Below are 20,497 nucleotides of genomic sequence, written 5' to 3'. Positions count from 1 at the left end.
TGTGTGACCAAGATCAGGGTGTGCTGAGGTGCAGGTCGCGGCCCACCGTGCGGGGCAAAAATACTGTCATCCCACAAGCGATTATTACTCATCGGCATTGTCAGATCACCTCCACGTCCACAAGCGGCAGATCACCAGTGTAGGACACTTCTAGTACACGCAGCAGATGACCAGGCGGAAGTAGCAGCTCACGCTGGTATTCCATCCGAGGATCTCCTACCAATTTCACCCATGCTGCAGGCATACCTGCTTGGACGTGGACACGCAACAGAGCCGATCCACCGCCAAACGAAGGCTTGGTGAACTCGTCGACAGCGATCGCCTTCGAAGTGGATACTGCCAGGAACCCATCGGCGTCGACTACCTCCCCGGTCAGGTCCGCTAAACGCTCTCTTGACACCCCAAAGAGGGGTGTCGTGTTGCGTATGCCACGCCAAGTGGCCACGTCCTGATCCAAAACACCAGCGGCGATCGCATCAAGTATCGGGAAGGACACCTGCTCAGCTTCCGCATCCTCGACGCCTGTTCGAAGCGCTTTCTGGATTCGCTGGTAGAACCGGTCATCAGCACGCTGCCACTGGACGATAGCTAATCTCTGCTCGTTGGACAGCCCGGCCGCCCAGTCCGCGAAGCTTTCGTCGAAGTGGCTGGCGAGCAATTCGCCGTCGTCATCACTTGGCACCGGAGAATCTTCTATGGGCGGTCGTGGAGGAACGCGACCACCCCCACTGGAAGACGGAGAAGGCGCGGTTGGCGTCGGACGTCCACGGACCGACGCCCGACTTGGCACGGGGCGCTCACGGTCGCTGAGATACCCATTGAGCCTGAGAAGCCGTAGTGCGTCGTCGCGGTCCTCCGCGATCTCGTAGATTGACTCGGGCATCAACCTAGGTGCTTTCGCCCGGAAGTTCCTACCCGCTCGCACGTCGGTCTCACGTTGGGCGTACCCCGCGCGGCTCATCGCCCGATATGCCTCGCCACGACGCGTAACGCCCTCAATAGTAGTTGCCATCTCTTGCCCGTAGAGGGACCGAGTTTGGAGTCGCCCTTTCGGAATCCATCCGGCGACGTTTTCCTGTGCGGTCGACATTCCGCGTCGGGCGTTGACCACGTGGTTGATATCAGCGCCGTCGCGGATCGCTTCTGCACCGGCCATCGTGAAGATCTTGTTCTGCAGATCCTCTGGCAGGCTTGCGAAGTAGGCGCCGGGGTCGGTGCGGAGGTCGCGTGCGCTGTCCTCGCGCGACGGGATATGCCGGCAGTCGCAGCCAGGATGGCGTCGAAATCCCTGATTCCAGCGGTAGAACCTTCCCGCCAGCACTGCGCACCTCGAGCAAGAGGGCGGGTTGAGCATCCGCACGTAGCCGACACCTGGGCGCGCCGCGATACTCAAGGACGTGGCGACCCTGGAAGCGTCTGCGATCTGTTGCTGCGTGCGCAGCATCAACGCATTCAGGCCTGATTGCCAGGCCTGCGCGAGGACGTCTGGGCTGTAGGTGTCAGCCTCGACGATCTTGCCTTTCGTTGTGATGATCGCGCCGTACATCAGCGAGTCCAACGGTCGGCCGTCGGAGGCCACTCCGACCAGCGGCTCGGTCGCAGGGATGACTTCCGCCGCCACCGGAGTGCCGAGTTCGTCCAGCACAGCTGTGACGTAATCGTCGGCTCCCTCCACTGCACGGGCCTGCCCCGCGGTGACAATAGTGATCAGCCGATCGACATTCGCCGCGAACCAGCTATCGAAGTCCTTGGGCGGCCGGACACCCCAGATCCTGCGCGCAGCCAGCAACACCGCGGTTGTGATCTTCTGCTGCGCCCGGTAGTAGTCAGCCGAGGCTTGCGGGGTCATCGGCGTTCGCGTTGTCGACGTTCAGGTTCCGGGTGAGTCGGTCGAGGACCGGATCGGATGCTTCCTGTTCGAAGTAGCCGCGCTCGCGGTCCTTGCGTGCCTCGTCCCAGCCCATCTCGTCCCACGAGCCCTCACGGGACAGAACTGGTGTTCCGCCGTTGAGCTTCTGGATGAAGTCGGCCTCCTCGGCCTTCGTCGGGGTGGCCGGGTTGCGCCACTCGACCTTCATCGCCAGGCCCGCAGCCGGCCACTCACCGGTGCGGAAACGCTCGTACAGCGACATCAACCAGCCGATGCCGACGCCCTGGGCCTCGTTCTTGTCCTCGGTATTCGAGATCAGCCGGGACTCATCCGCCCGGATCGCACCTTCAGCGGCCGGGTTCGCGGTGTTCTGACCGAAGAACCGGAACGGCAACCCGGTCACCGACGACGCCAACGCCGCATAGTGATTCGTCGTGTCGTGGAAGTTCTTCAAGTCCGAGGCGGAGAACTGGCCGACCTCTACTTCCTTCGGAGACTTCTGGTTCGCCCAGATCGACGTGTAGTACGCCTGCCACACCGGGATCGGCTGCCCATTCTTGTCAACGAAGTCGCCCTTCGACAGGCCCAGGACCCACTTCTGCGGCACCGAGTGCGTCTCCAGCGCGACCTGAAGGTTGGTCAACGCACGAGCCGCGGCGTCGACGAGCGGGATCAGGTCCGCCATCTCGGACGTTCCGGTCCACTTGCTCAGGCGCCGGCGGTTGAGGAACAACACCACGGGGACACGACCCAGTCCGTGGTCGTCGACACCGGTGTCGTCTCCGACCTCGTCGATCTCCCAACCCCCGCGGCCGGCCACGACCTGGATGGTCCTGTCCGGCAGCAGGAGTGTGCCGACGCGCTGCCCCTCCTCCGTACGGTACTGCCGGAACGCCGCATCCATCCGTCGGCGGCCGCGGTCGATCAGGCAGGACATCTGGGTCGGCGACTCGATAGCGATCCGGGGGTGCCCCGCGTCCTCGTCGTTCGTTCCCACGGTGCCGAAGCAGCGACCGAAGATCATCGTCTCCGTGTTCAGGAGGCCGATCTCCGAAGAGAGATTGTTCGCGTCGAAGCCCTCCTGCAGCGCCTTGCTCCGCTTCTTCTTCCCACCTGGGACCATGATCGACTTGATCTTCTGCCGACGCGCTATCTCGCCGACGTACATTCGGTTCCAGTTGACGACCAACTCGAACACCCGCAGTTCCGGCGGGACAGCGATACCGATCTGCTTGAGCCGCTGCTCACCTTCGAAGTACGCCTCGTTCAGCCTGTCCCGCGGCTGCAGCTTGTGCAGCTTCGCATTGAGCTTGCCGATCATGTCCCGCTCGTCGGAGCTGAGGGTCGTTCGCAGAGCGACGGTCACGTGGCCCTCCATTTCATGAGAAGCAGAACATTCGGTTGTCAGGCCCTTCGGCGGTCCACCCAGCGGCGATCGCATCTGCGCGGGCCTCATAGGCCAGGGACGCCCCGACAACCGAGTCGATCTTGCGGTCGGACTTCGGGTTCTCTTTCCGGACGAGCCGGTAGATGCCCTTGTTGCGGACGTACGCGTTGGAGAAGTGCTCCATCATCAGCTTGTCGCCGGAGTGAAACGCGGTCTTGTTGATCAGGTCCGTGCGAAGCCGGTCGAGCGCCGAATGCATCGCTATGTCCCGGGTCGTCGCCCAGGGCAACGCCCGCTCCGGGAATTCCTCGGCGAGCTTGTCGATGTCCGACCGCCACTCGTGCGGGTCAGCGTAGAGACGGCTCACCCTGTACCGGCCGAACGCCTCCCGGATCTTCGCGAGCACATCCGACCGCGGAACCTCCCAGAAGTTCCCGGCGTTACCCTGCGGCTTCTCCCAGATACCGATCGGGAACAGGAAACCATCCGACATCCTGCACCCGAAGAGCACCGTCGAGTCGTCGTTGAGTGAACCGTCGAAGCCGAGCGCCACGTGCGTTCCCGGCTCAAGTTTATGAAACCCGCTGGCGCCCGTGACCTGTCCGGACTGGACCTGACGCTTGACGACGTCGTCGGCGATCCACGCATCCTTCGACGACATCGGCCTGTTCAAGAAGTACCTGGCCGCGGTCTCGTCATCAGCGCAGATCCGCGGGTCCCGCATGTCGCGGTACTTTCGTTCCATGTCGATCCACGCGGAAGCGTCGCCGTACACCTCCTCGAGCTGACGCAGTGTCCGCGCCTTGTCGTTGAGGTCGATCTTCCCGGTGGCCTCGCGATGGTTGACGAACACCGCTTCCGGCAGCTCGCCCTTGCGCCACAGCGTCAGCGTGGTCTCGAAGACCGAGTTCTCGCCGGGCCGGTACGCGGTCGACGTCTGATGAAGCCAGGGGTCTGCGTCCTTGCGCTTACCCATGTTTCGCGCAGTCGTCGAGTACATGTCCCGCAGTTCCTGCAGCACATACAGGTGCGTCTCGTCGGCGACGATGTGCGTTTCCAGGCCGCCGTCCTTCGAGGCCGCACCCGAGGTGCACGCCCGAATCTCACCACCCTGCGGCAGGTAGATCGCGGACGCCGACTGGTACCGGCGGACACCACCTACGCCGCCATAGATGTCCGGGTGGGTGTCCTGCCCCCACTCGCCGGCGATGAACGCAACGTTCGAGAAGGTGTTGCCCGCCTGGCTTTCCTCGGTGGCGAGGCACTTGATCAGCGGCGATCGAACCGGCCGCGCCACCGGTTGACCATCGGCATTCCAGCCGTCGAATCGAACCGGAGCGAAGGCCTCGGCCACCACGATCTGGCCCGCGATCTCGGACTTCGCGCGGCCCTTCGGTCGAGAGAGGACGGCTTCGTTGTAGACCCGCCGACCGGTGATCGGGTCGATCCGATAGCACTCGATGATGTGCTCACGGATCTCGTCGTCGAGGTCGATCGGATCGCCCTGGATGTCACCGACGCCGTGGCACTCGTACTCGTGGATCCAGTCGAGGACCTCGTAGCCGACCGAGCACACATGCCCGTCGAAGAGCGGTCCCGCCCACGGCATCAGGCACCGGACTTCGCGGCCCGGGCACGATCGAGGGACGACACCTTCCCGCTCGACACCGCCGTCGTCCCGCTCGACGCCGCAGTCGGCTTGTAGCTACCGCGAGCACCGCCCCGCTGCTGCGGCTTCGTACCCGACTCGTCCGGCAGGCGGAGCGCGGCGAGCAACTGCTTCAGCAGGTTGCCGGTCGCGTTAGCCTTCGCCAGCGCGTCGTCGATCCGGATCTCGTAATCCTCGGTCTGCGTCCGGTGCACGAGGTCGACCCAGGTGTCGGCGTCGCCGCGGAGGATCAGGTCGAGCTTGTCGAGTCGGTCCTTTGCCCGGCATGCCTCGACCACTTGGACTTGCTGCACCGCGTCGAGGTCGTGGTCCTTGGTGATCGCCCGCCAGAGAGCCTTGCCTCCGGGTCCCAGCTCTTGGGGAGCGCGGGGTGATGTCGCGGCCACGGCCCTCCCTTCCTGGAAACATTTCAGGTACTGCGAACTGCGAGGGACCTCCCCCGCGGCGATGGCGTTTTCACCCTTCGGGGTACCCCCCCGGGGGCACCTTTCCGCAGGTCAGAGAGTTGCTTGCATATGCAAGCAGTTTGCGTTTCCGCAGGTCAGGGGCGGTTATGCCCAGCCTTCGAGCTGTTGCATGACCTGCAATACACCTGGAGCGTGCCGCCGGGTGCGCCGCCGAGGCTGATCTCCTCGACGTGGTCGGCGGTCAGGTCAGTGGTGGCGTGCGCCGGCCGCTCGTACCCGGGGCACCAGTCGCCGTGCACGGCCCTGTGCGCGTCGACGGCAGCCTTGCGGCGCTTCTGCTCGGACCACGTGCGCGTGACCTTCGTCGGTGTGGTACCTCGTTGGTAAGCATCCCGTACCGCTCGATGGGACGGGCACAGCGCCGCTGACTGAATGCTCGGGCATCCAGGTTGCGCGCACACGCGCTTCGCCGCCCTAGCCATTACCCGGCAACTCCCTCACGACACGAGCAAAATATGCTCTCTCCGTCGCGATTCGAATTCACTTGGCGACCTCCACGACAGGAAGATTGATGTTGAGCAAACGAGCACTGATAGGCGGGCTGGTTGGCGCCTTTGTCGTGGCCGCAGTCGCTGCTGGCGTAGCCGTCATGCAAAAGCAGAATCAGCGCCACGATGAACTCGATCGCTTGCGAACCTCGGCCGAAGCGTTCTACTCGACCGTCCGCGACAAAGGATTCTCCGCGATCAACGACGTACCAGGGCCATGTCGTCCAACGTCCGAATCCGAATACGACTCATCGCTGTACGTCTGGGTGGGTGGGAAAGTCGGCGTCCTTGGCGGTTCGGTCGGCGTCACTGACCGCGCGCGCGAAGCTCACGATCTACTTCAGGCCGGGGGCTACACGCTCGACTTCGACATGAAGGACGGTTTCGCATTCGTCCTCGGCCCGAGTACAGATTCCGTCGTTACCCCGTCTTGGTGGTACCTGTACGAGGACGGGTGGCACGTCGGGTGTCCCGAGAATGACGGTTGGTAGCGTCCACTCAATCGACATCTGGGCTTCGCTTCCAGAGCCTGACACTGGGATCAATGATCCATCCACCCTGGTAATTGAGAATCGATTGGGCTAGCGGTTGGTAGTACTCGGTGATGGTGTTGAAGTTGAGCGGTGCTGCGGTGTCACCGAATGCGAGACCCGCGAGGCCTCGGGCCAATGCCCGGACCTCGGGGGTGTCGTCGGTGGGGTGCGGTGGCTGCTCGTGTTCTTGTCCGCCGAGTGCGTCGGCGAGGTGGCCGCGGAGCGCTTTGTCATTGGCTCGCATCGTTGCCTCCTCTCGCGCTGAGTGTGTCGAGCAGGTTGTTCATCTGGGTTTCAAGATCCATCACCCCGATTAGGTTGCCCTCCGCGTGTGCGTGGGCGAGCTGGGCGCTGGCGTCGTAGAGCTGGTCAAAAAGCGACGGCATTTCAACCTCCTCGCGCATGGGCCGACTACGTAACGCGCGATCACATTCCGGAAATACGATCCGACGAAAGGAAACACCATGCGCACCCTCACCGCCGGACTGCTCGCTGCCGTCGCTTTGACGCTCACCGCCTGCGGTTCATCCGAGAGCACTGACGGACTGCCGGAGAAAGACGTCGCGGTTATCAAGGCATTCCGCGATGCCGACATCGACGGCAGCAACGACGAAATCATCGAGTTCGCGCATAAAATCTGCGACAGTTTCGACGACCCTAGTATCGAGCTACCGGTACTTGGTAGTACAGAGAAGGCGGCGGCCGCGGTTGGGGCGGCAAGCACCCACTATTGCCCCTAGCCTTTCACGGGGCTCGTACCGCAATTCCAGGCGCCTGGGCCTGGAGCTCGCGCTTGCAAGCAGCGAGCTTCGACGGGCCCAGGCGTGCCGCGGCCGCCTTTAGGGCAGCGAGATTGACAAGTCGATCCAGGCCAACTCGTGATTCTCGTCGGGTTTGCCGATCGGATTCAGCTCAACGCGAAGCTCCATCCCGCGTCGATCGATCGGAACGAGAAATACCAGGTCGCTCCCTGCCCGCATCGACGAGAATGGTGGGGACCTAAACGGCTTAATCGGATCCGGCGCACCTGGCCGATAGTCTGAAGGGGCGTAGTCAAGTTCGTAGGTCTCAACGAGGTTTGTCCCGGGGCAGGAGCCCACCGATCCGGCGCAGTCTCGCTCTTCGACCAGCCAGGAATACGAGTCAGGAACAACCTGGATAACGACGTACTTGTATCCCGCAGGGGCAGGGTCGCCGATCGGTATGCCGTCCGTACTCCGCTGGATGGCGGAGTAAGCAGTGAGATTTGCGGTAAGCATGTAGTCGCTTTCGCTGAGGTATCCCCGCATCGTCTTCCGTGAAAGCGGCTCCATGTAGCCTTCCGTTTGAGCGAGAATTGGATCCACAGGGAGCGGCGTCTGCGTTGCGGAAATGGGCAATTGTTGGATGCTGTCGTCGCTGTCGTTGCTGCACCCAGCGAGCACAGTCGCCGCTAGGCTTGCCCCAATGAGCCGTAACGTCAATGCGACGCAGCGCTTCAAGTCGTCTCCGTGTGCGCGATGGAATGAATGTCTCACTCACATATCGCCCTGTCACAGCCCCCGTTACTACTGACCACCAATCGGGCTGAAACGACGAGGGCGCGAGGTCTGCATCTCTGCATAACTCTCGCGCCTGCCGGCGTCAGCCTAGCATCTCTGGGTGGTCAAGGGGAGTGTCCGATTAACGGTGGATCCGACCTCGGCGTCGGTTAGTCACCGTTCGGGGTGATGCGGCCTTCGAAGGTGATTGCGAACGCGTTGAGCGCTGGCTTCCACCTCATCACCCATCGTGCCTTACCCTTCCCGGTGGGGTCCAGAGCCCGTGTGGCGAGATACAGACATTTCAGGGCTGCTTGCTCGGTCGGGAAGTGTCCACGGGCCCTTATCGCGCGCCTGTAACGGGCGTTGACGGACTCGATTGCGTTTGTCGAGCAGATGACTCGTCTGATCTCGACGTCATAGTCCAGGAACGGCACGAACTCTGTCCACGCGTTTCCCCACATCCGTACGATCGCCGGATACCGCGCGCCCCACTTCCCGGCGAATTCATCGAATCGTTCCTTGGCCGCCGACTCGGACGGTGCCGTGTAGACCGGTCTGAGATCACGCGCCATCTCATCCCAGTACTGCCGGGCAGCGAACCGAAAGGTGTTGCGTATCAGATGAATAATGCAGGTCTGCACCACTGCGAGTTCCCACACCGTGTTGATGGCATCGGGCAATCCCTTCAACCCGTCACACACCACGATGCAGACGTCGGCGACACCGCGGTTCTTGATCTCCGTGAGCACTGAGAGCCAGAACTTCGCACCCTCACCACCGTCGCCGGCCCACACACCCAGAATGTCGCGTTCGCCGTTGACGGTGACCCCGATCGCGACGTACATCGGCCGGTTCGTGACCTGCCCATCCCGCACTTTCACGTGAATCGCATCGATGAAGATCACGGGGTACACCCGGTCCAACGGACGGTTCTGCCAGTCGGTCATCTCGCCGACGACCTTGTCGGTGATGCGCGAGATGGTGTCCTTCGACACCGTCGCTCCGTAAATATCCTGGAAGTGGGCAGAGACCTCACCGGTAGTTAAACCCTTTGCTGTCAAGGATAATACGATCTCATCGATACCGGTCAGCCGACGTTGACGCTTCTTGACGATCTGCGGCGCGAACGAGGAATCAGTATCCCTCGGGACATCGATTTCCACAGGTCCGATCTCGGTCAGCACCGTCTTCGTCCGGGTGCCGTTGCGTGAGTTCCCGCTCCCGCGGCCGGCGGCGTCGTGTTTCTCGTAGCCAAGGTGCTCGGTCATCTCCGCGTCCAGCGCGGTTTCGAGGACGTTCTTGGTGAGCTGATTCAATAGCCCGTCCGGGCCCATCAAATCCACCCCCTGCTCCTTGGCCTGGGCCAGGAGTTGCTCGGCCAACTGCTTCTGATCCACTTCGGTCGCTGCCATGGGATCCAGTGTTTCGGTCATCATCGATCCTTCCCGCCAAGCAGCAGCTCGGCGTGTCGAACCAAGATCAGATCAACCGTTATTCAGACAGTCCCTGGTCAAGCTGTGGCGGCGGTTCGGCTGGGCGTGGCGTTGTACAGAGTGAGCGCGTCGTTCAGGCTGTACCGCGGTGTTCCGTCGTCGTCGGCGTCGATGGGTGTGATCTTGCTGCGGCGCACCCAGTTCCGGACCCGCTCGTATGGGACGGTGTCGCCGACTTCGCGGGATAGGGCGGTCGCGAGCTGGTTTGCGGTGTAGCCGTATTCGAGGACCTGGTCGTGGAGGTCTGCCTGCATGGCGTTGATGTCGCAGGTGACGGAGCAGGTGCGGCAGGTCCACGAGTCTGTGCCACGTCGCACGTAGACGCCGAGGCACGAGCGGGCAGGCTGTGCGGGACTCTGGCACGGGCCGGCGAACTCTCGGCCTTGCGGTGGGTCGATGGAGTTCTTCGCTCGTTTCCACGCATCGGTGATTTCGTCGGCGGCGGTGGGCGCCTGCTCGGTGAGGGCGAGGTCGATGATGTGGCGGTCGAGCCAGCGGGCGAAGTGTTGGGCACGGCCGTCGCCGGGCCAGGGCAGGTGACGGCCGGTGCAGACGTGGTGTGTCCAGGCGCGGAGGGTGCCGTGGAGGTCGTGGGCGGCGTCGGACGCGTCGAGGTCGAGCACGTCTGCGGTGTCATCGCTGCGGGCCTGCCTGGTGGTTTCTTGGGTGCCGAGAGCGGTCTGTCGGGTGATGGCGTTGTCGAGCTCGTCCACGACCCAGGTGTAGATCTCGTCGAGTCGGGTGGATAGGAGGCTGCGGGCTGCGCGGTCAAGGTAGAAGTGATCGGCGTCGGTGATCGCCACGGGGTTACCTCCAGTACTTCGGTTTGGCGACGTGCTCTGACGTCGGGTTCTTGCGGCGCCATTCGGTGTCGTCCCACCAGGTGTGGCGCTCGTTCTTGGCGACCTCGGCGATGTGATTCATGAGAACTGGACTCTGGTCGTACCACTCGCGTCCGGATACTCGGAACGCCTTGAAGGTTCGGTGCAGCTGTTGTTCGTCTTGCAAGGTGCCTGACTCGACGGCGAGCAGTTCCGTGTCGGGCGGGTAGGACGAGAGGCGGCGTTCTAGGTTCGAGGCGTAGCCGATCTTGATGTGCGGTCCGACGCGGAGGTAGTAGACGTACCCCTCGGGCGGCGCCTGCAATGGGGGCAGGTTCTCGCGCTCGGCGCGCTGCCGCGCGGCGTGCTCTGCCTCTCGCGCGGTCTGCTCGGCGATCCGCTCGGATCGGGTCGAATTCTTCTGGAAGTCCTGCATCTCTTCGTCCATCACTGACCAGACCAGGAGTGCATGCTGGCGGCACAGGTGGATGCCCTTCGACCAGAGCTTGCCTTCGATGCTGATGCCGCACTTGCCGTCGACAATCGACTTGATGCTGGTTGGCCATTCACATCCGTACTGCGTGTGTTCCGTCATGGGCCTGATCCTTCCCTCGCGGTCGGACAGGCAACTTTCGCGGAGGGTAGAAGCTGTTCATTGCCACCGGATCCGATCCACGGCTGGTCGTCCGTCATGTTCGTGGCTCCTCCAGCCTGAGCTTGGAGAGCGGGACGGACACCGAGTGCTCGTCGGGGCGGTGGAGTTCGGCGTAGGCGATGGGGTGCCGGCGGATCGCTCCGACACGCCAGTATTTGCCGTCGTGGTAGGCAGTTTTCACCCGGTAGCTCCTTGGATTCGTCGCTGCACGTGATCTCGAGCCAGAGCTCGGGAGTGCGGCTGGGTTAGTTGATGATCGGTTCGGGGGTGGCCAATGCTGTGGGATGTCGTCGGTGACGTGGCCGTACGCCGCGTTTGTCGCGGATCCGGATGATTGGGTGGATCAACAGCCGCGAAGCTGCAGATTTGCTGACCGGACTTGCGAAACTATTGCGGCGCTATGAGAAGGGTGCGATTCTCATTGTCCGCCACTGCTAATAGACAAACAGGGGGTTCCCGTGTCGCTGGATACTGAAGAGAAACCGAGTTCGTCTGGAGGCAAGAAGGGCTTCTGGTCATCGGATCTGGCTCGCAACATGATCGCCGCGGCGGCATTGGTAGTCGCGGTGGTGACTGCTGTCTCGACGCTAGTCGTCTCACGAAGCGTTTTCGCGAAGCAGGAGGAGCTGCAGAACTCTGTCCGCGCCCTGCAGGAGAAATCGGTCGAGTTGCAGGAAACATCGGTGCAGATCCAGTCTCAGCAGATGCTTCGTGCTGGCGTGTTTTTGAACTTTCCGGATATCTGGGTCCGGCTTCGAACAGTCGATCCCGGCGGGTCCGTCGCCAAAGTGTCGACCGTCACGTAATTCCCCAGGGGTGTCCGTCACGTAATTCCCCATGCTCGGGTGTGCTGAGTTGAGGGTAACCCGAGTGGATAGGGGTTCGGATCAGGTTGCGTTGGCGGTGCGGTGTCCGGGTCGTTTGCGGGGCCGGTAGGACGGGCCGTCCATCAGGGTTTGATGGCTGGTGTTGATCAGCCGGTCGAGGAGGGACTCGGCGACGACCGGATTCGGGAACAGCGGATACCAGTCCTTCGGGGCGCGGTTACTCGTCAGAATCAGAGGTTTGCCGGCGATCGCACGATCGGAAACCAGATCGTAGAGGTCATCGGACTGGGTGGTGGTGTGCTCGCGCATCGCGAAATCATCGATAATCAATACCAGTGGCCGGGTGTATTCCCGCATCCGCTGACCGATGGTGCGATCGGCATGGCCACCGGCGAGGTCGGCGAGCATGCGGGAGCACTTGACGAACCGCACGTCCCCACCTCGGCGAGCGACATGATGCCCAAGCGCTTGTGCCACATGTGTTTTGCCTACTCCAACGGGTCCGTAGAGGATCACCGACTCGCCGGCGTCGAGCCAGCGCAGCGCGGCCAGGTCCCGCAGCATCGCCGCCGGGAGTTTCGGGTTCGCGGTGAAGTCGAAGTCCTCGAAGGTAGCCTGCTGTTCGAACTTGGCCCGCCGCAGCCGGCGGGCCAGCGCCGCCGTTTCCCGGCGGGCGATCTCGTCCTCACACAGCACCTGCAGAAATTCGAGGTGTCCGAGCTGCCCGTCCCGGGTCTGGGCGAGCCGGGCGTCGAGGGTGTCGAGCATCCCGGTCAACTTCAACGTCTTCAGTGCAGCCCGCAGGCTGGGGTCGTGAATTGTCATGACCAGTCCCCTGTTCTTGTGAAAGTACTTGTTGTGCAGTGCATGTCATAGCAGCGTTCAACGCTTAGGCGGTGCGTTCGTTGTCGAAGGCGTCGGGTCCACGCAGGAATGCCGGCGCTGGCGCCGCGGACACCTCGGCTTGTCCGTCGTGTTCGGTGCCGGCGGCGAGGATGCCCTTGACGGTGCGGTAGGTGGGGTCGCCGACCGCGAGGGCGCGGGCGCAGGCCGCGTTGAGGCGGGCGTCCTCGTAGCGGTCCCGCAGCCGGACTATGCCTTGGATCGCCCGGAGCCTGTGCAGGGCGTTGACCTGTGATAACTCGCCGACGATGGCGACGGCGCCGGGGCCGATCTGCTCGGCCTGCGCCCGACACCAGGACACGGTCTGCAGTGTGTAGGCGATCTTGTGCGGTGGGTAGTGCTCGATGTTCGTCGATCGCCCCGACAGGTGCAGCACATGGGTGGCGACGACCTGCTCGGCGTGAAAAATTTGCACCATGTCGCCGCAGGTGCGGGCCAGCACCTGCTGGCCGATCAGCCGCCAGGGCACCGAATACAGGGCCTTGCCGGCCTTGACGTGACAGTCCGGGGCGACCTTGCCGACCTGGTAGAGGACCGATTCGAACGTTCTGGGTGGAAGTGCTGTGAGACTGCGCTTTTCGATGGCGTCGAACACAGCTACGGGTTGCGCGCCGTCGAGACCACGGTGATTGTGTCGGCCGTAGACGTCGGTGCACCAGGCCAGGGCGGCGTCCTGCATCTGCGGCAGCGAGGTGAACTCCCGTCCCTTCCAGAACGAGTCCCGGATGTAGGGCATCGGGCGTTCGATCCGGGGCTTGTCCTTGGGTTTGCCGGCGCGGGCGGGGTCGATCAGCACCCCGTAGAACGCGGCGAGTTCGGCGTAGGCGCGGTTGATCTTCGGGTCGTACAAATCCGGCCGGTCCACCCCGGTTTTGAGGTTGTCGCACACGATCCGGGCCGGGGTGCCGCCGAAGAACTCGAACGCCGCCACGTGCGAGGCGCACCACGAGGACTGGTCCATCCGCAACACCGGCTGCACGAACAGCAGCCGCGAACAAGCCAGGATGATCGCGAACGCCCACACCGCCACCCGCCGGTCGGTGGCCGGATCCCGCCACATCCCGAGCTTGCCGTAGTCGACCTGGGCCTCGTCACCGGGCGGGACCGCACCCCGCGGCACCGTCACCTTCGCCTCGGCGACCTTCTCGGCGAATTGCGCTGCCACATAACGTCGCACCGTCGATTCGGACACCACGACGCCGTAATCGTCACGCAGGCGTTGCGCGATCGTCGCGACCGTCACCGACGCGGCCAGCTGCCCGTCGATCCAGTCGTGGTGCGCGGCGATCGCCGGCCACGTCACCGCCCGCGCCGCCGGGTCACCGACCTCCGGGAACCACCCAGCGATCAACTCCCACCACAGCGTTTCGTCAAAATTCCCGCCCTCGCCAGGCGCCAACCCGGCCGCCAACGCGGGAGCCAAGTATTTCCGGATCGTCTTACGATCGATCCCCAGGGCCGTCGAGATCTGCACCTGGGACCGGCCGGCATGCCAATGCCGGAACAACTCCATCAGATCAATCATCGTCCACGTTCTCCTTGCCACCGTCAGGCCCCTTCCCGGGCCCGCCGTCGGTGGCCCAGTCAGGAGCGAACCTGCAGCAGCACCGGAACCCCGGCCGACACGCCCCGAGGGTGGGGAATTACGTGACGGCCGGGTGGGGAATTACGTGACGGACAAACCCCTCAACCTGGGGAATTACATGACCGCTGACACCAAAGATGATGATTGGGGTTTTGGCAACGGGACTGCAACCCAGCTTGGGGAGATTTCCCAGGCGGCGTGGATAGGTTCCACACACCGCTGGGTGATGGCGCAAGTGGGAAATCAAGGTGCCCTACCTGCTCATATGACGCGATTGGGTGTCGGTACCAAGAAGGATGTTTACACGGTGGCGTCAACAGGGATTGCGTGCGGGAAGACGCAGAGTTACATGCGGCGGGAGATTTGCGACGAGGACATCCCTCCTGGCGAAACGCGTATTGTCGCCGTGCAATTGACCGATACCATTCTGGGACAGCTTGAGGAGGATCGCCGAGCGCTTGGCCTGCAGATATGCATTCGAGTTGATCCGTACGGCGTGCAGTGCGGGATCGAATCCCATGTCCAGTACCCGGCGGCGTTGTCGTTGACTGGCGGCAAGTAGATCCGATACCTCGAATGACCGCGCGGCGCGCGTGGGCGAAGGTCTGCAGCTTCGACATACTCACTGAGACTCACTGCAGATGATTTCAAGCCAGAGGAGCCCCGGCCGACCTTTCTCGGCGGGGTGGATGACAGGCATGGTTTTGGTCATCCACTGAGGCGTGTCGTCTTCGACGAGTCCGTAGCCGGGGTATTTCGGGGTGCCTTTGGCGAGGGCGTCGCAGCACGGTTTAAGGGTGGCGACGAGGTTGTCGGCGTCTCGGACTCCGTTGCGGGCGGGCCGGTAGTGGAGCGTGACGGTGACGTGCGGGACGCCGCGTGGGAGTCTCTGCCGTTTCGCTTCGATGTAGACCTCGTCGCGCAGCTGCCAGGTGATCCGGGCCTTCACCTGGTGGTGGAGGCGTTGGTTCATCGACAGCGGTGGCTTGGTGCCGTTCAGGACGATCATGTGGGTGGTCACTGCTCCCCCACCTGCCTGTCGATGCCAGCCACATAGTCGGGTCGTAGTGCGCGTGGCGGGTGCGGTGTCGGGCAGCTGTGCGGTGTCGGGCCATTCGACGAGTCGGACGCGGTCGAGGCACGGCATCTTGCGCTCGTACCCGTCGGCGGTGAGGCATCGGTGGCCGACTGCGGCGTGGCAGTGCGGGCACGCGACGGTGGCCGCGAATTCGTACGGATTCATGCGGCACCGCCGAGTGCGGCGTAGCGGAGCGAGCCGATCTGACCCCTTCGAGCGATGAATCCGGTCCGAAATTCGCGCACGTTGCTTGCGTAAGTCGAAGAGATTTTCCGCAAGTAGTTATCTACGTAAGTTCGTTCGTTCGTACGTAGGGTAGTGCCATTGTCAAATCGAAATGGCAAATGGCGTTTTGCCATCGTTTTGCCATGCCGTTTGCCATATGGCAAAACCGGGTTCATTCGCCCCATCGTGAGTCCGCCCCCTTCTTCCCGGCCGCTGACCGGGCTTCGTGTAATGCCTGCTGAGCGAACCCAACAGCCTGTTTCGTGCCGTAGTTCTTGATGCGGTAGTTGCCCGGCGGCTCGGCTTCCCACAGGCCCACCGAGACGAGCAATTTCGCCTCATGTGGTGAGCAGTGAATGAACGGCAGAACGGCCTTCTTGATCAATCCGTCCGTGCCGTTATCGGCCGCGTAGAGGTAGGAAGAGACGTAAACGAACGCCGCTCCCTTACCTTTTGGGCCCATTCCGATGAGGTCGAGGATCTTGTCGTGGATTGGCAGATTGGTGTCTGTTCGCGCCCATGGGAGCCCCACCTATTCGGCCCTCCCTTCCGGTGGTCGGGTTGCCTGTGCCGCGAGGACGGCCCGCACAGCGGCGCGGAACTTCTCCTTCGCGTTGTCATGTCGGAGGTCGCTCCAGCGGAGCAGTTCGGGCTTAGTGCGCCACGCCCCGGACCATGCGTCGAATGCGACTTCCGCCAGGCGCTCGACCTCGGCGGGATCCGGCTCGAACATGTCGATCTGATCGACGCTCACAGGGTCGCCTCCCACGGGTCGGATGCGCTCTCGCGCCGCACGAGCACGACCGGTCGGCGCGCGCACCAATTCGCCAGTTCACGTCCGAGGTGTTCGACCGCTTCGTCCTGGGTCAGGACGTACTGGAATGGGTGCATGCAACCGTCGTCGGTGATCCAGGCGACGCCCCACAGGAAACGGTCGGGGCCGTTCGGGTAACCGACCGGGTGCTTGCGGGCGCAGTGACCGAGCCCGGACAGCTCGCAGGACATCACGGGCGCCGGCGGCCCGGTCACATCGAGCACCTGGATGCTCATGACGCCTCCCGGATTTCGTTGATTCGGTCGGCGAGCCACTCGGTGTAGGTGCGAGTGCTGCCGGGGTAGCGGCGCAGGTGGTAGCTGGTGTGGTCACCGCGGCGTAAGTACCCGTCAGCGCCGTGGAGTGCCTGGGTGTAGGCGCGCCAGATCTCGGGTGCGTTGTGCCAGTCGCGGATCGTGGCTTGCCAACGTCGTCTGCGGATTCGGTCGACGAGGTCCCAACCCCACGACCGCAGGTCGGCGAGGGCGAACGACGCCGACTGATCGGCGAATGTCCGCAGAGGCGAGTCCTCGGGGCAGCTGGTGATGACGTCGGACGGGTCGGCCAGGTGCCAGACCGGGAAGTCGGCGTTGATCCACCGTTTTCCGGCGATGCCCCAGGTGTAGTCCGTTCGTGTCATCGGTCGCAGCGGGTCTGAGATCAGTCCAACGCCTCGCACGTCCAGCGCGGGGTGCTCGCCACGCGCGATCTCTGCCGCCACGTTGCCGGCGAGCGCACCACCGCCCGAGTAGCCGATGATCACGACGGGGTTAGGGTCGCGCCGGATGTAGTCGAGCAGCATCAGGCGCCCGGTGCGAAGCGACGTGTCGAACGAGGAGCCGAGCGGCGCCGGGACAGGCCCGTACTGCGCCGACCATGGCACCTCGACGACACGGAACCGCCGCGGGTCGAGGTGCTTCGTGACGTTCGCGAGCATGCTGCCGTCGCCCATTGATTCACCGATACCGCGGCAGCAGAGGACGGTGATCATCGCTTCCTCCAATCGCCCGCGTGGGGGCAGCTGACGAAGTGGGCGAGGTACAGCGATCTGCCGGCGGCGTTGAGTGCGCGGCGCTGTCCTTTGGTGATCACGATCGCGTGGAGCACGCCGTCCTGGTGGTTGACGGCGACGGTGCCGTGCACGCTCGGCTCTGGGTCGAGCGGGATCAGCTTCAGCCGCGTCTTCGCCCAGACGATCGGCGCGCGGCACGATCGGCATGGCTCCGTGGGGCTCAAGGTGTCAGCCATGTCAGACCGCCTTGGAGGTCATGGCGTGCCTCTCGTAAACCGAGAACACGGCGTCAAGGGACACGTCCGGGCGGACGGCGGGGAACGACAATCCGCACGAGCACATCGACAGGACCTGGCAGTCGCCCTCGGCGATCACCAGCATGTGACGGCCGGACCGCAGTTCGGGGTCGGCCTCCAGTTCCCGCGCCAGTTCCTCGACCTGTGGGGACACCAGTTGTTCAGCCACGGCGGGCCTCCTCGGTGCGTGCGGCGATCCGGGCCAGCGCCGCGTGTACCCGCCTGAGGTCGAGGTCGAACCAGACGATGACGGTCCGGAGTTTGGGGCCTGAGTGGCGCCACTGTTACTTCAAGGAGGGCACCCGGCATTGGGCAGGAGCGGGATGCTACCCGCACGGATCGTCCGATCATCGAGATTGAGATGCAATTGGGGCTGTGATGTATTCGACGACACATCCTTCCCAGCAATTGCTAGAAATTAGCGGCTGGCACTGACAAAGTGCCGGGGTGCCCCGCTACCATCCATGGCGTCAACTGCGAAACATGTTCCCGCAAGTCACATTAACGACGCGGCAACCCCTTGCAGGCGACCTCAAGGGGGCTTGGACACGCCACGGAATCCACCTCCGCCAGGATCTCAACCAGGCCGGACGTCGTAGCACCCTCACACACGAGCTAGTACACCGCGAACGAGGAACTGTCTGCACCGGAGATCCCAGCGACCATGAGGAACGCACTGTCGACGAGATCGCCGCCCGGCGACTCATCACCCTCGACGAACTTCTTGACGTCCTTCTATGGACGGAGGCCCGAACGGGTGCCGAAGCGGCCGACGAGTTGTGGAGCAACCCTCACATGCTCGGAGTGCGGATTCAGACTCTCACCAAGGCTGAACGGGAGTACATCTCCGAGGAAGTGCTGCGGAGGCAGCCGTGGTGAACGAGGAGCGGCCTGCTGAGCAGCAGAACCTGATCCTTAGCGCGGCCGGTGCCGTGGCCGGGTTGGTTGCCGGCGCGGCGGTCGGCGCCGGGATCGCCCTGACCTTCGCAGTCGGGGCTGTTCTGGGCGGTCCCTACGAGAGCAATCGAATTGATGAGCAGGGGACGTGACCGGTAACACTCACCCGTGTCGGTGCGATTTAGACAACCAAACCGACCAGTTCTGAAAGAGTGCACCAATGTCTCGGCATCAACCGCGGCAGCAAACAGCTGCCTGTCTCCGGCTTATCGGCCGGAGTGATGGCCGGCGGCATTGCACCTGCATTCGTGACCGGGTCGATCTTCGGCAGGTCGCGCGATACCAGTCCCCAAGCCGCTGACTCGGTCAACGAACGTAGAAACGGAAACTAGATGCTAGATGTCGATGCAGGCATGTTCCTGCCACCAGGGCGCGTTCGCACAACACTCAGTGAGGTACGCGACGTCTGGGGATTCAATGCGCACCGCCAAAACCTGCTTGACGAGTTTGAGAAGTTCCTCGCCCTCATCTCCAAGGTCGTCGGGATCGAGGCCTATTGGCTGTCCGGGACCCTCCTTAGCGATAAGGAGGTCCCCAGCGACGTGGATGTCGTGTTTGTCATTAACGAGGACAAAATCAACAGCCTTGCGGCAGGAGCCAAGCGGCTCGTGACCGCGAAGGGACTCGCTGAACTTGCCGACCGCCGCAACCTCCGCGTCGACGGGTATGTGCTTCCCTGGAGGGTTCGCCCATCTGTCACTATCGAGTCCGAAGATGAGGAATACTTGCGATTGAGGGGTTACTGGGATGACTTCTGGATGCGGAGGCGCTCAGTTCCGAAGGGCGATCCGCCCGAGCGACTGTGCGCCCTGCCGCGGCGAGGATATGTGGAGGTGATCGTCGATGGGTACAAATGATCTCGACGATGACGCCTTCATGGACCAATTTCTACAAGAGTTGTCAGACGCACCAGACGACGAGTTCCCGGAGTGGGCGGACGCCGAGGACCTCGGCCGCCTTCACCTACAGTCGTTTGCATCAGAGCTAGCGGGTGGACTCGAACTTCATCAATCACGCGGCTTCCTGCGACTTACTGGAGACGGGGTTCGCGGGCACTCTCTGAATCTGGACGACGCAGGAATTGTTCTTTCCAACTTCCAGCGGCTGGTCACAAGCGCCGGAGCTTCGCACGAGGGAGTGAAATATTCCCGCGGTCCGATTTCTCAGGAAATTATCCAGCGAACGCAACTCGCCTTAACTTCTTCCCCCGGCCGCGGATCTGTCGTCTTGGAGTTCCAGCCGGTCGCCGATGAGTCGCGCGAACGGTACCCCAACGGTGAAATACCCCTCGTCGGCGAAAACGCCCCCTTAGTCGAGGCAAGCGTCGATATAGCCTTTTCTGTGCTGTCCACGGCAGCGGACTTGGACAAACAACTCGACAGTGTCGACGAACTGTTCGGCGATTTGGGCGTGCGCGTGGCCTCTGCCGCGCTGGCGCTTGCCGAGACAGCCGCCAGCGCACGGCTTGACCTCAACCTGTCATGGCAACGGCCAGGCATTGGACGACGCAAAGTCGAGGTGTCGGCTGCCCAGTGTGCGACCTTCTCGGCAGTCTTGAAAGGTCACGGACTCGATTCCGATGTGGACACACTTACCGGCAGCTTGCGGACGATCAGTGATCGAAAGAAGATCGATCTAGAGATTGACGACCCAGAAAATGAGGGTCAACGAATAATTGTTCCGATCGCGAAGGGCGATGTCGATCTTACTCCATTCCATCTCGGCCAGTTGGTGGATATCTCCGTGGAGAGTCGCCTTTCCATAAAGCCTGGCGGCGCGGAACGGCGAACCTATACTGCCCTTTTTATTGCGCCGCATAACCATCCCGACTAGTCCTCGCGGCCGAGCAGTGCCGTTGTTCGACGGGAGGCACCCAGTGCTCGCCAGCGGGCGC

Annotated in this window: 28 protein-coding genes; 8 read left to right on the top strand and 20 right to left on the bottom strand. The window is 63.0% G+C overall.

Annotation, left to right across the window (positions count from 1 at the left end; all coding sequences use genetic code 11):
* Positions 1 to 100: 100 nt before the first annotated feature.
* From JWS13_RS39115 to JWS13_RS39100, 4 genes are read right to left on the bottom strand one after another with little or no spacing between them, the layout of a single operon-like run.
* Positions 101 to 1,849, bottom strand: a complete 1,749-nt coding sequence (locus JWS13_RS39115) for an ADP-ribosyltransferase family protein (RefSeq protein WP_206010620.1) — start codon at positions 1,847 to 1,849, stop codon at positions 101 to 103.
* Positions 1,827 to 3,236, bottom strand: a complete 1,410-nt coding sequence (locus JWS13_RS39110; protein WP_206010619.1) for a phage portal protein — start codon at positions 3,234 to 3,236, stop codon at positions 1,827 to 1,829. The genes JWS13_RS39115 and JWS13_RS39110 overlap by 23 nt, the downstream gene beginning before the upstream one ends.
* A gap of 13 nt (positions 3,237 to 3,249) precedes the next feature.
* On the bottom strand, positions 3,250 to 4,866 hold the full coding sequence (locus JWS13_RS39105; protein ID WP_206010618.1) for a hypothetical protein: 1,617 nt from the start codon (positions 4,864 to 4,866) through the stop codon (positions 3,250 to 3,252).
* On the bottom strand, positions 4,866 to 5,312 hold the full coding sequence (locus tag JWS13_RS39100; RefSeq protein WP_206010617.1) for a hypothetical protein: 447 nt from the start codon (positions 5,310 to 5,312) through the stop codon (positions 4,866 to 4,868). Before JWS13_RS39100 ends, JWS13_RS39105 begins: the two co-directional genes overlap by 1 nt.
* Positions 5,313 to 5,904: 592 nt before the next feature.
* On the opposite strand from JWS13_RS39100, the gene JWS13_RS39095 reads away from it, so the two are divergent.
* On the top strand, positions 5,905 to 6,372 hold the full coding sequence (locus JWS13_RS39095) for a hypothetical protein (RefSeq protein WP_206010616.1): 468 nt from the start codon (positions 5,905 to 5,907) through the stop codon (positions 6,370 to 6,372).
* A gap of 7 nt (positions 6,373 to 6,379) precedes the next feature.
* Here the strand turns inward: JWS13_RS39095 and JWS13_RS39090 are convergent, their stop codons facing one another.
* Positions 6,380 to 6,658, bottom strand: a complete 279-nt coding sequence (locus JWS13_RS39090) for a hypothetical protein (protein ID WP_206010615.1) — start codon at positions 6,656 to 6,658, stop codon at positions 6,380 to 6,382.
* Complete coding sequence (locus tag JWS13_RS39085) at positions 6,645 to 6,818, bottom strand: hypothetical protein (protein WP_206011972.1); 174 nt, start codon at positions 6,816 to 6,818, stop codon at positions 6,645 to 6,647. The genes JWS13_RS39090 and JWS13_RS39085 overlap by 14 nt, the downstream gene beginning before the upstream one ends.
* Positions 6,819 to 6,878: 60 nt before the next feature.
* Between JWS13_RS39085 and JWS13_RS39080 the strand changes: the two genes are divergently transcribed.
* Positions 6,879 to 7,154 (top strand): hypothetical protein, encoded by a 276-nt coding sequence (locus JWS13_RS39080; protein ID WP_206010614.1) that lies wholly within the window; start codon positions 6,879 to 6,881, stop codon positions 7,152 to 7,154.
* A gap of 99 nt (positions 7,155 to 7,253) precedes the next feature.
* Here the strand turns inward: JWS13_RS39080 and JWS13_RS39075 are convergent, their stop codons facing one another.
* The 5 genes from JWS13_RS39075 to JWS13_RS39055 all read right to left on the bottom strand — a co-directional run bounded on the left by JWS13_RS39075 (position 7,254) and on the right by JWS13_RS39055 (position 11,087).
* Positions 7,254 to 7,727 (bottom strand): hypothetical protein, encoded by a 474-nt coding sequence (locus tag JWS13_RS39075; protein ID WP_206010613.1) that lies wholly within the window; start codon positions 7,725 to 7,727, stop codon positions 7,254 to 7,256.
* 377 nt (positions 7,728 to 8,104) lie between these two features.
* On the bottom strand, positions 8,105 to 9,370 hold the full coding sequence (locus JWS13_RS39070; protein WP_206010612.1) for an IS256 family transposase: 1,266 nt from the start codon (positions 9,368 to 9,370) through the stop codon (positions 8,105 to 8,107).
* 77 nt (positions 9,371 to 9,447) lie between these two features.
* Entirely contained in the window at positions 9,448 to 10,233 is a 786-nt protein-coding gene (locus JWS13_RS39065) for a hypothetical protein (RefSeq protein ID WP_206010611.1), read from the bottom strand.
* A 4-nt stretch (positions 10,234 to 10,237) separates the two neighbouring features.
* Positions 10,238 to 10,846, bottom strand: coding sequence for a GIY-YIG nuclease family protein (locus JWS13_RS39060; protein WP_206010610.1), 609 nt, complete (start codon positions 10,844 to 10,846; stop codon positions 10,238 to 10,240).
* A 94-nt stretch (positions 10,847 to 10,940) separates the two neighbouring features.
* A complete protein-coding gene (locus JWS13_RS39055; protein ID WP_206010609.1) occupies positions 10,941 to 11,087 on the bottom strand; it encodes a hypothetical protein in 147 nt (48 codons plus the stop codon).
* A 277-nt stretch (positions 11,088 to 11,364) separates the two neighbouring features.
* Here JWS13_RS39055 and JWS13_RS39050 point away from each other — a divergent pair, with 277 nt between their 5' ends.
* Positions 11,365 to 11,712, top strand: coding sequence for a hypothetical protein (locus JWS13_RS39050; RefSeq protein WP_206010608.1), 348 nt, complete (start codon positions 11,365 to 11,367; stop codon positions 11,710 to 11,712).
* Positions 11,713 to 11,793: 81 nt separating this feature from the next.
* Here the strand turns inward: JWS13_RS39050 and istB are convergent, their stop codons facing one another.
* Positions 11,794 to 12,558 carry an IS21-like element helper ATPase IstB gene (istB, locus tag JWS13_RS39045; RefSeq protein ID WP_206009186.1) on the bottom strand — a complete coding sequence of 255 codons (765 nt, stop codon included), beginning with the start codon at positions 12,556 to 12,558 and terminating at the stop codon, positions 11,794 to 11,796.
* A gap of 64 nt (positions 12,559 to 12,622) precedes the next feature.
* The gene (gene istA, locus JWS13_RS39040) at positions 12,623 to 14,161 is read right to left on the bottom strand and encodes an IS21 family transposase (protein WP_206010607.1); all 1,539 of its coding nucleotides are present in this window, start codon (positions 14,159 to 14,161) and stop codon (positions 12,623 to 12,625) included.
* A gap of 178 nt (positions 14,162 to 14,339) precedes the next feature.
* On the opposite strand from istA, the gene JWS13_RS39035 reads away from it, so the two are divergent.
* On the top strand, positions 14,340 to 14,783 hold the full coding sequence (locus tag JWS13_RS39035) for a hypothetical protein (protein ID WP_206010606.1): 444 nt from the start codon (positions 14,340 to 14,342) through the stop codon (positions 14,781 to 14,783).
* Positions 14,784 to 14,843: 60 nt separating this feature from the next.
* Here JWS13_RS39035 and JWS13_RS45745 read toward each other — a convergent pair whose 3' ends face one another.
* The 7 genes from JWS13_RS45745 to JWS13_RS39000 all read right to left on the bottom strand — a co-directional run bounded on the left by JWS13_RS45745 (position 14,844) and on the right by JWS13_RS39000 (position 17,815).
* Positions 14,844 to 15,524 (bottom strand): zinc finger domain-containing protein, encoded by a 681-nt coding sequence (locus JWS13_RS45745; RefSeq protein WP_420855062.1) that lies wholly within the window; start codon positions 15,522 to 15,524, stop codon positions 14,844 to 14,846.
* Positions 15,525 to 15,696: 172 nt separating this feature from the next.
* On the bottom strand, positions 15,697 to 16,056 hold the full coding sequence (locus tag JWS13_RS39025) for a hypothetical protein (RefSeq protein WP_206010605.1): 360 nt from the start codon (positions 16,054 to 16,056) through the stop codon (positions 15,697 to 15,699).
* Positions 16,057 to 16,278: a hypothetical protein gene (locus JWS13_RS39020; protein WP_206010604.1), complete on the bottom strand. Its 222-nt coding sequence runs from the start codon at positions 16,276 to 16,278 to the stop codon at positions 16,057 to 16,059.
* Positions 16,275 to 16,574: a hypothetical protein gene (locus JWS13_RS39015; protein WP_206010603.1), complete on the bottom strand. Its 300-nt coding sequence runs from the start codon at positions 16,572 to 16,574 to the stop codon at positions 16,275 to 16,277. The genes JWS13_RS39020 and JWS13_RS39015 overlap by 4 nt, the downstream gene beginning before the upstream one ends.
* Positions 16,571 to 17,329, bottom strand: a complete 759-nt coding sequence (locus JWS13_RS39010; protein ID WP_206010602.1) for an alpha/beta fold hydrolase — start codon at positions 17,327 to 17,329, stop codon at positions 16,571 to 16,573. The genes JWS13_RS39015 and JWS13_RS39010 overlap by 4 nt, the downstream gene beginning before the upstream one ends.
* The gene (locus tag JWS13_RS39005; protein ID WP_206010601.1) at positions 17,326 to 17,586 is read right to left on the bottom strand and encodes a hypothetical protein; all 261 of its coding nucleotides are present in this window, start codon (positions 17,584 to 17,586) and stop codon (positions 17,326 to 17,328) included. The genes JWS13_RS39010 and JWS13_RS39005 overlap by 4 nt, the downstream gene beginning before the upstream one ends.
* 1 nt (position 17,587) lies before the next feature.
* The gene (locus JWS13_RS39000) at positions 17,588 to 17,815 is read right to left on the bottom strand and encodes a hypothetical protein (protein ID WP_206010600.1); all 228 of its coding nucleotides are present in this window, start codon (positions 17,813 to 17,815) and stop codon (positions 17,588 to 17,590) included.
* Positions 17,816 to 18,129: 314 nt separating this feature from the next.
* On the opposite strand from JWS13_RS39000, the gene JWS13_RS38995 reads away from it, so the two are divergent.
* From JWS13_RS38995 to JWS13_RS38980, 4 genes are all read left to right on the top strand, one after another.
* Positions 18,130 to 18,525 (top strand): hypothetical protein, encoded by a 396-nt coding sequence (locus JWS13_RS38995; protein WP_206010599.1) that lies wholly within the window; start codon positions 18,130 to 18,132, stop codon positions 18,523 to 18,525.
* The gene (locus JWS13_RS38990; RefSeq protein ID WP_206010598.1) at positions 18,519 to 18,695 is read left to right on the top strand and encodes a hypothetical protein; all 177 of its coding nucleotides are present in this window, start codon (positions 18,519 to 18,521) and stop codon (positions 18,693 to 18,695) included. Before JWS13_RS38995 ends, JWS13_RS38990 begins: the two co-directional genes overlap by 7 nt.
* A gap of 240 nt (positions 18,696 to 18,935) precedes the next feature.
* Positions 18,936 to 19,460 (top strand): DUF6932 family protein, encoded by a 525-nt coding sequence (locus tag JWS13_RS38985; protein WP_206010597.1) that lies wholly within the window; start codon positions 18,936 to 18,938, stop codon positions 19,458 to 19,460.
* Positions 19,447 to 20,436, top strand: coding sequence for a hypothetical protein (locus JWS13_RS38980; protein WP_206010596.1), 990 nt, complete (start codon positions 19,447 to 19,449; stop codon positions 20,434 to 20,436). The genes JWS13_RS38985 and JWS13_RS38980 overlap by 14 nt, the downstream gene beginning before the upstream one ends.
* Positions 20,437 to 20,497: the final 61 nt, after the last annotated feature.

Origin of the sequence: Rhodococcus pseudokoreensis, from assembly GCF_017068395.1 — a bacterium.
Lineage (GTDB): Bacteria > Actinomycetota > Actinomycetes > Mycobacteriales > Mycobacteriaceae > Rhodococcus_F > Rhodococcus_F pseudokoreensis.
This window is presented reverse-complemented; position numbering and strand designations above follow the sequence as displayed.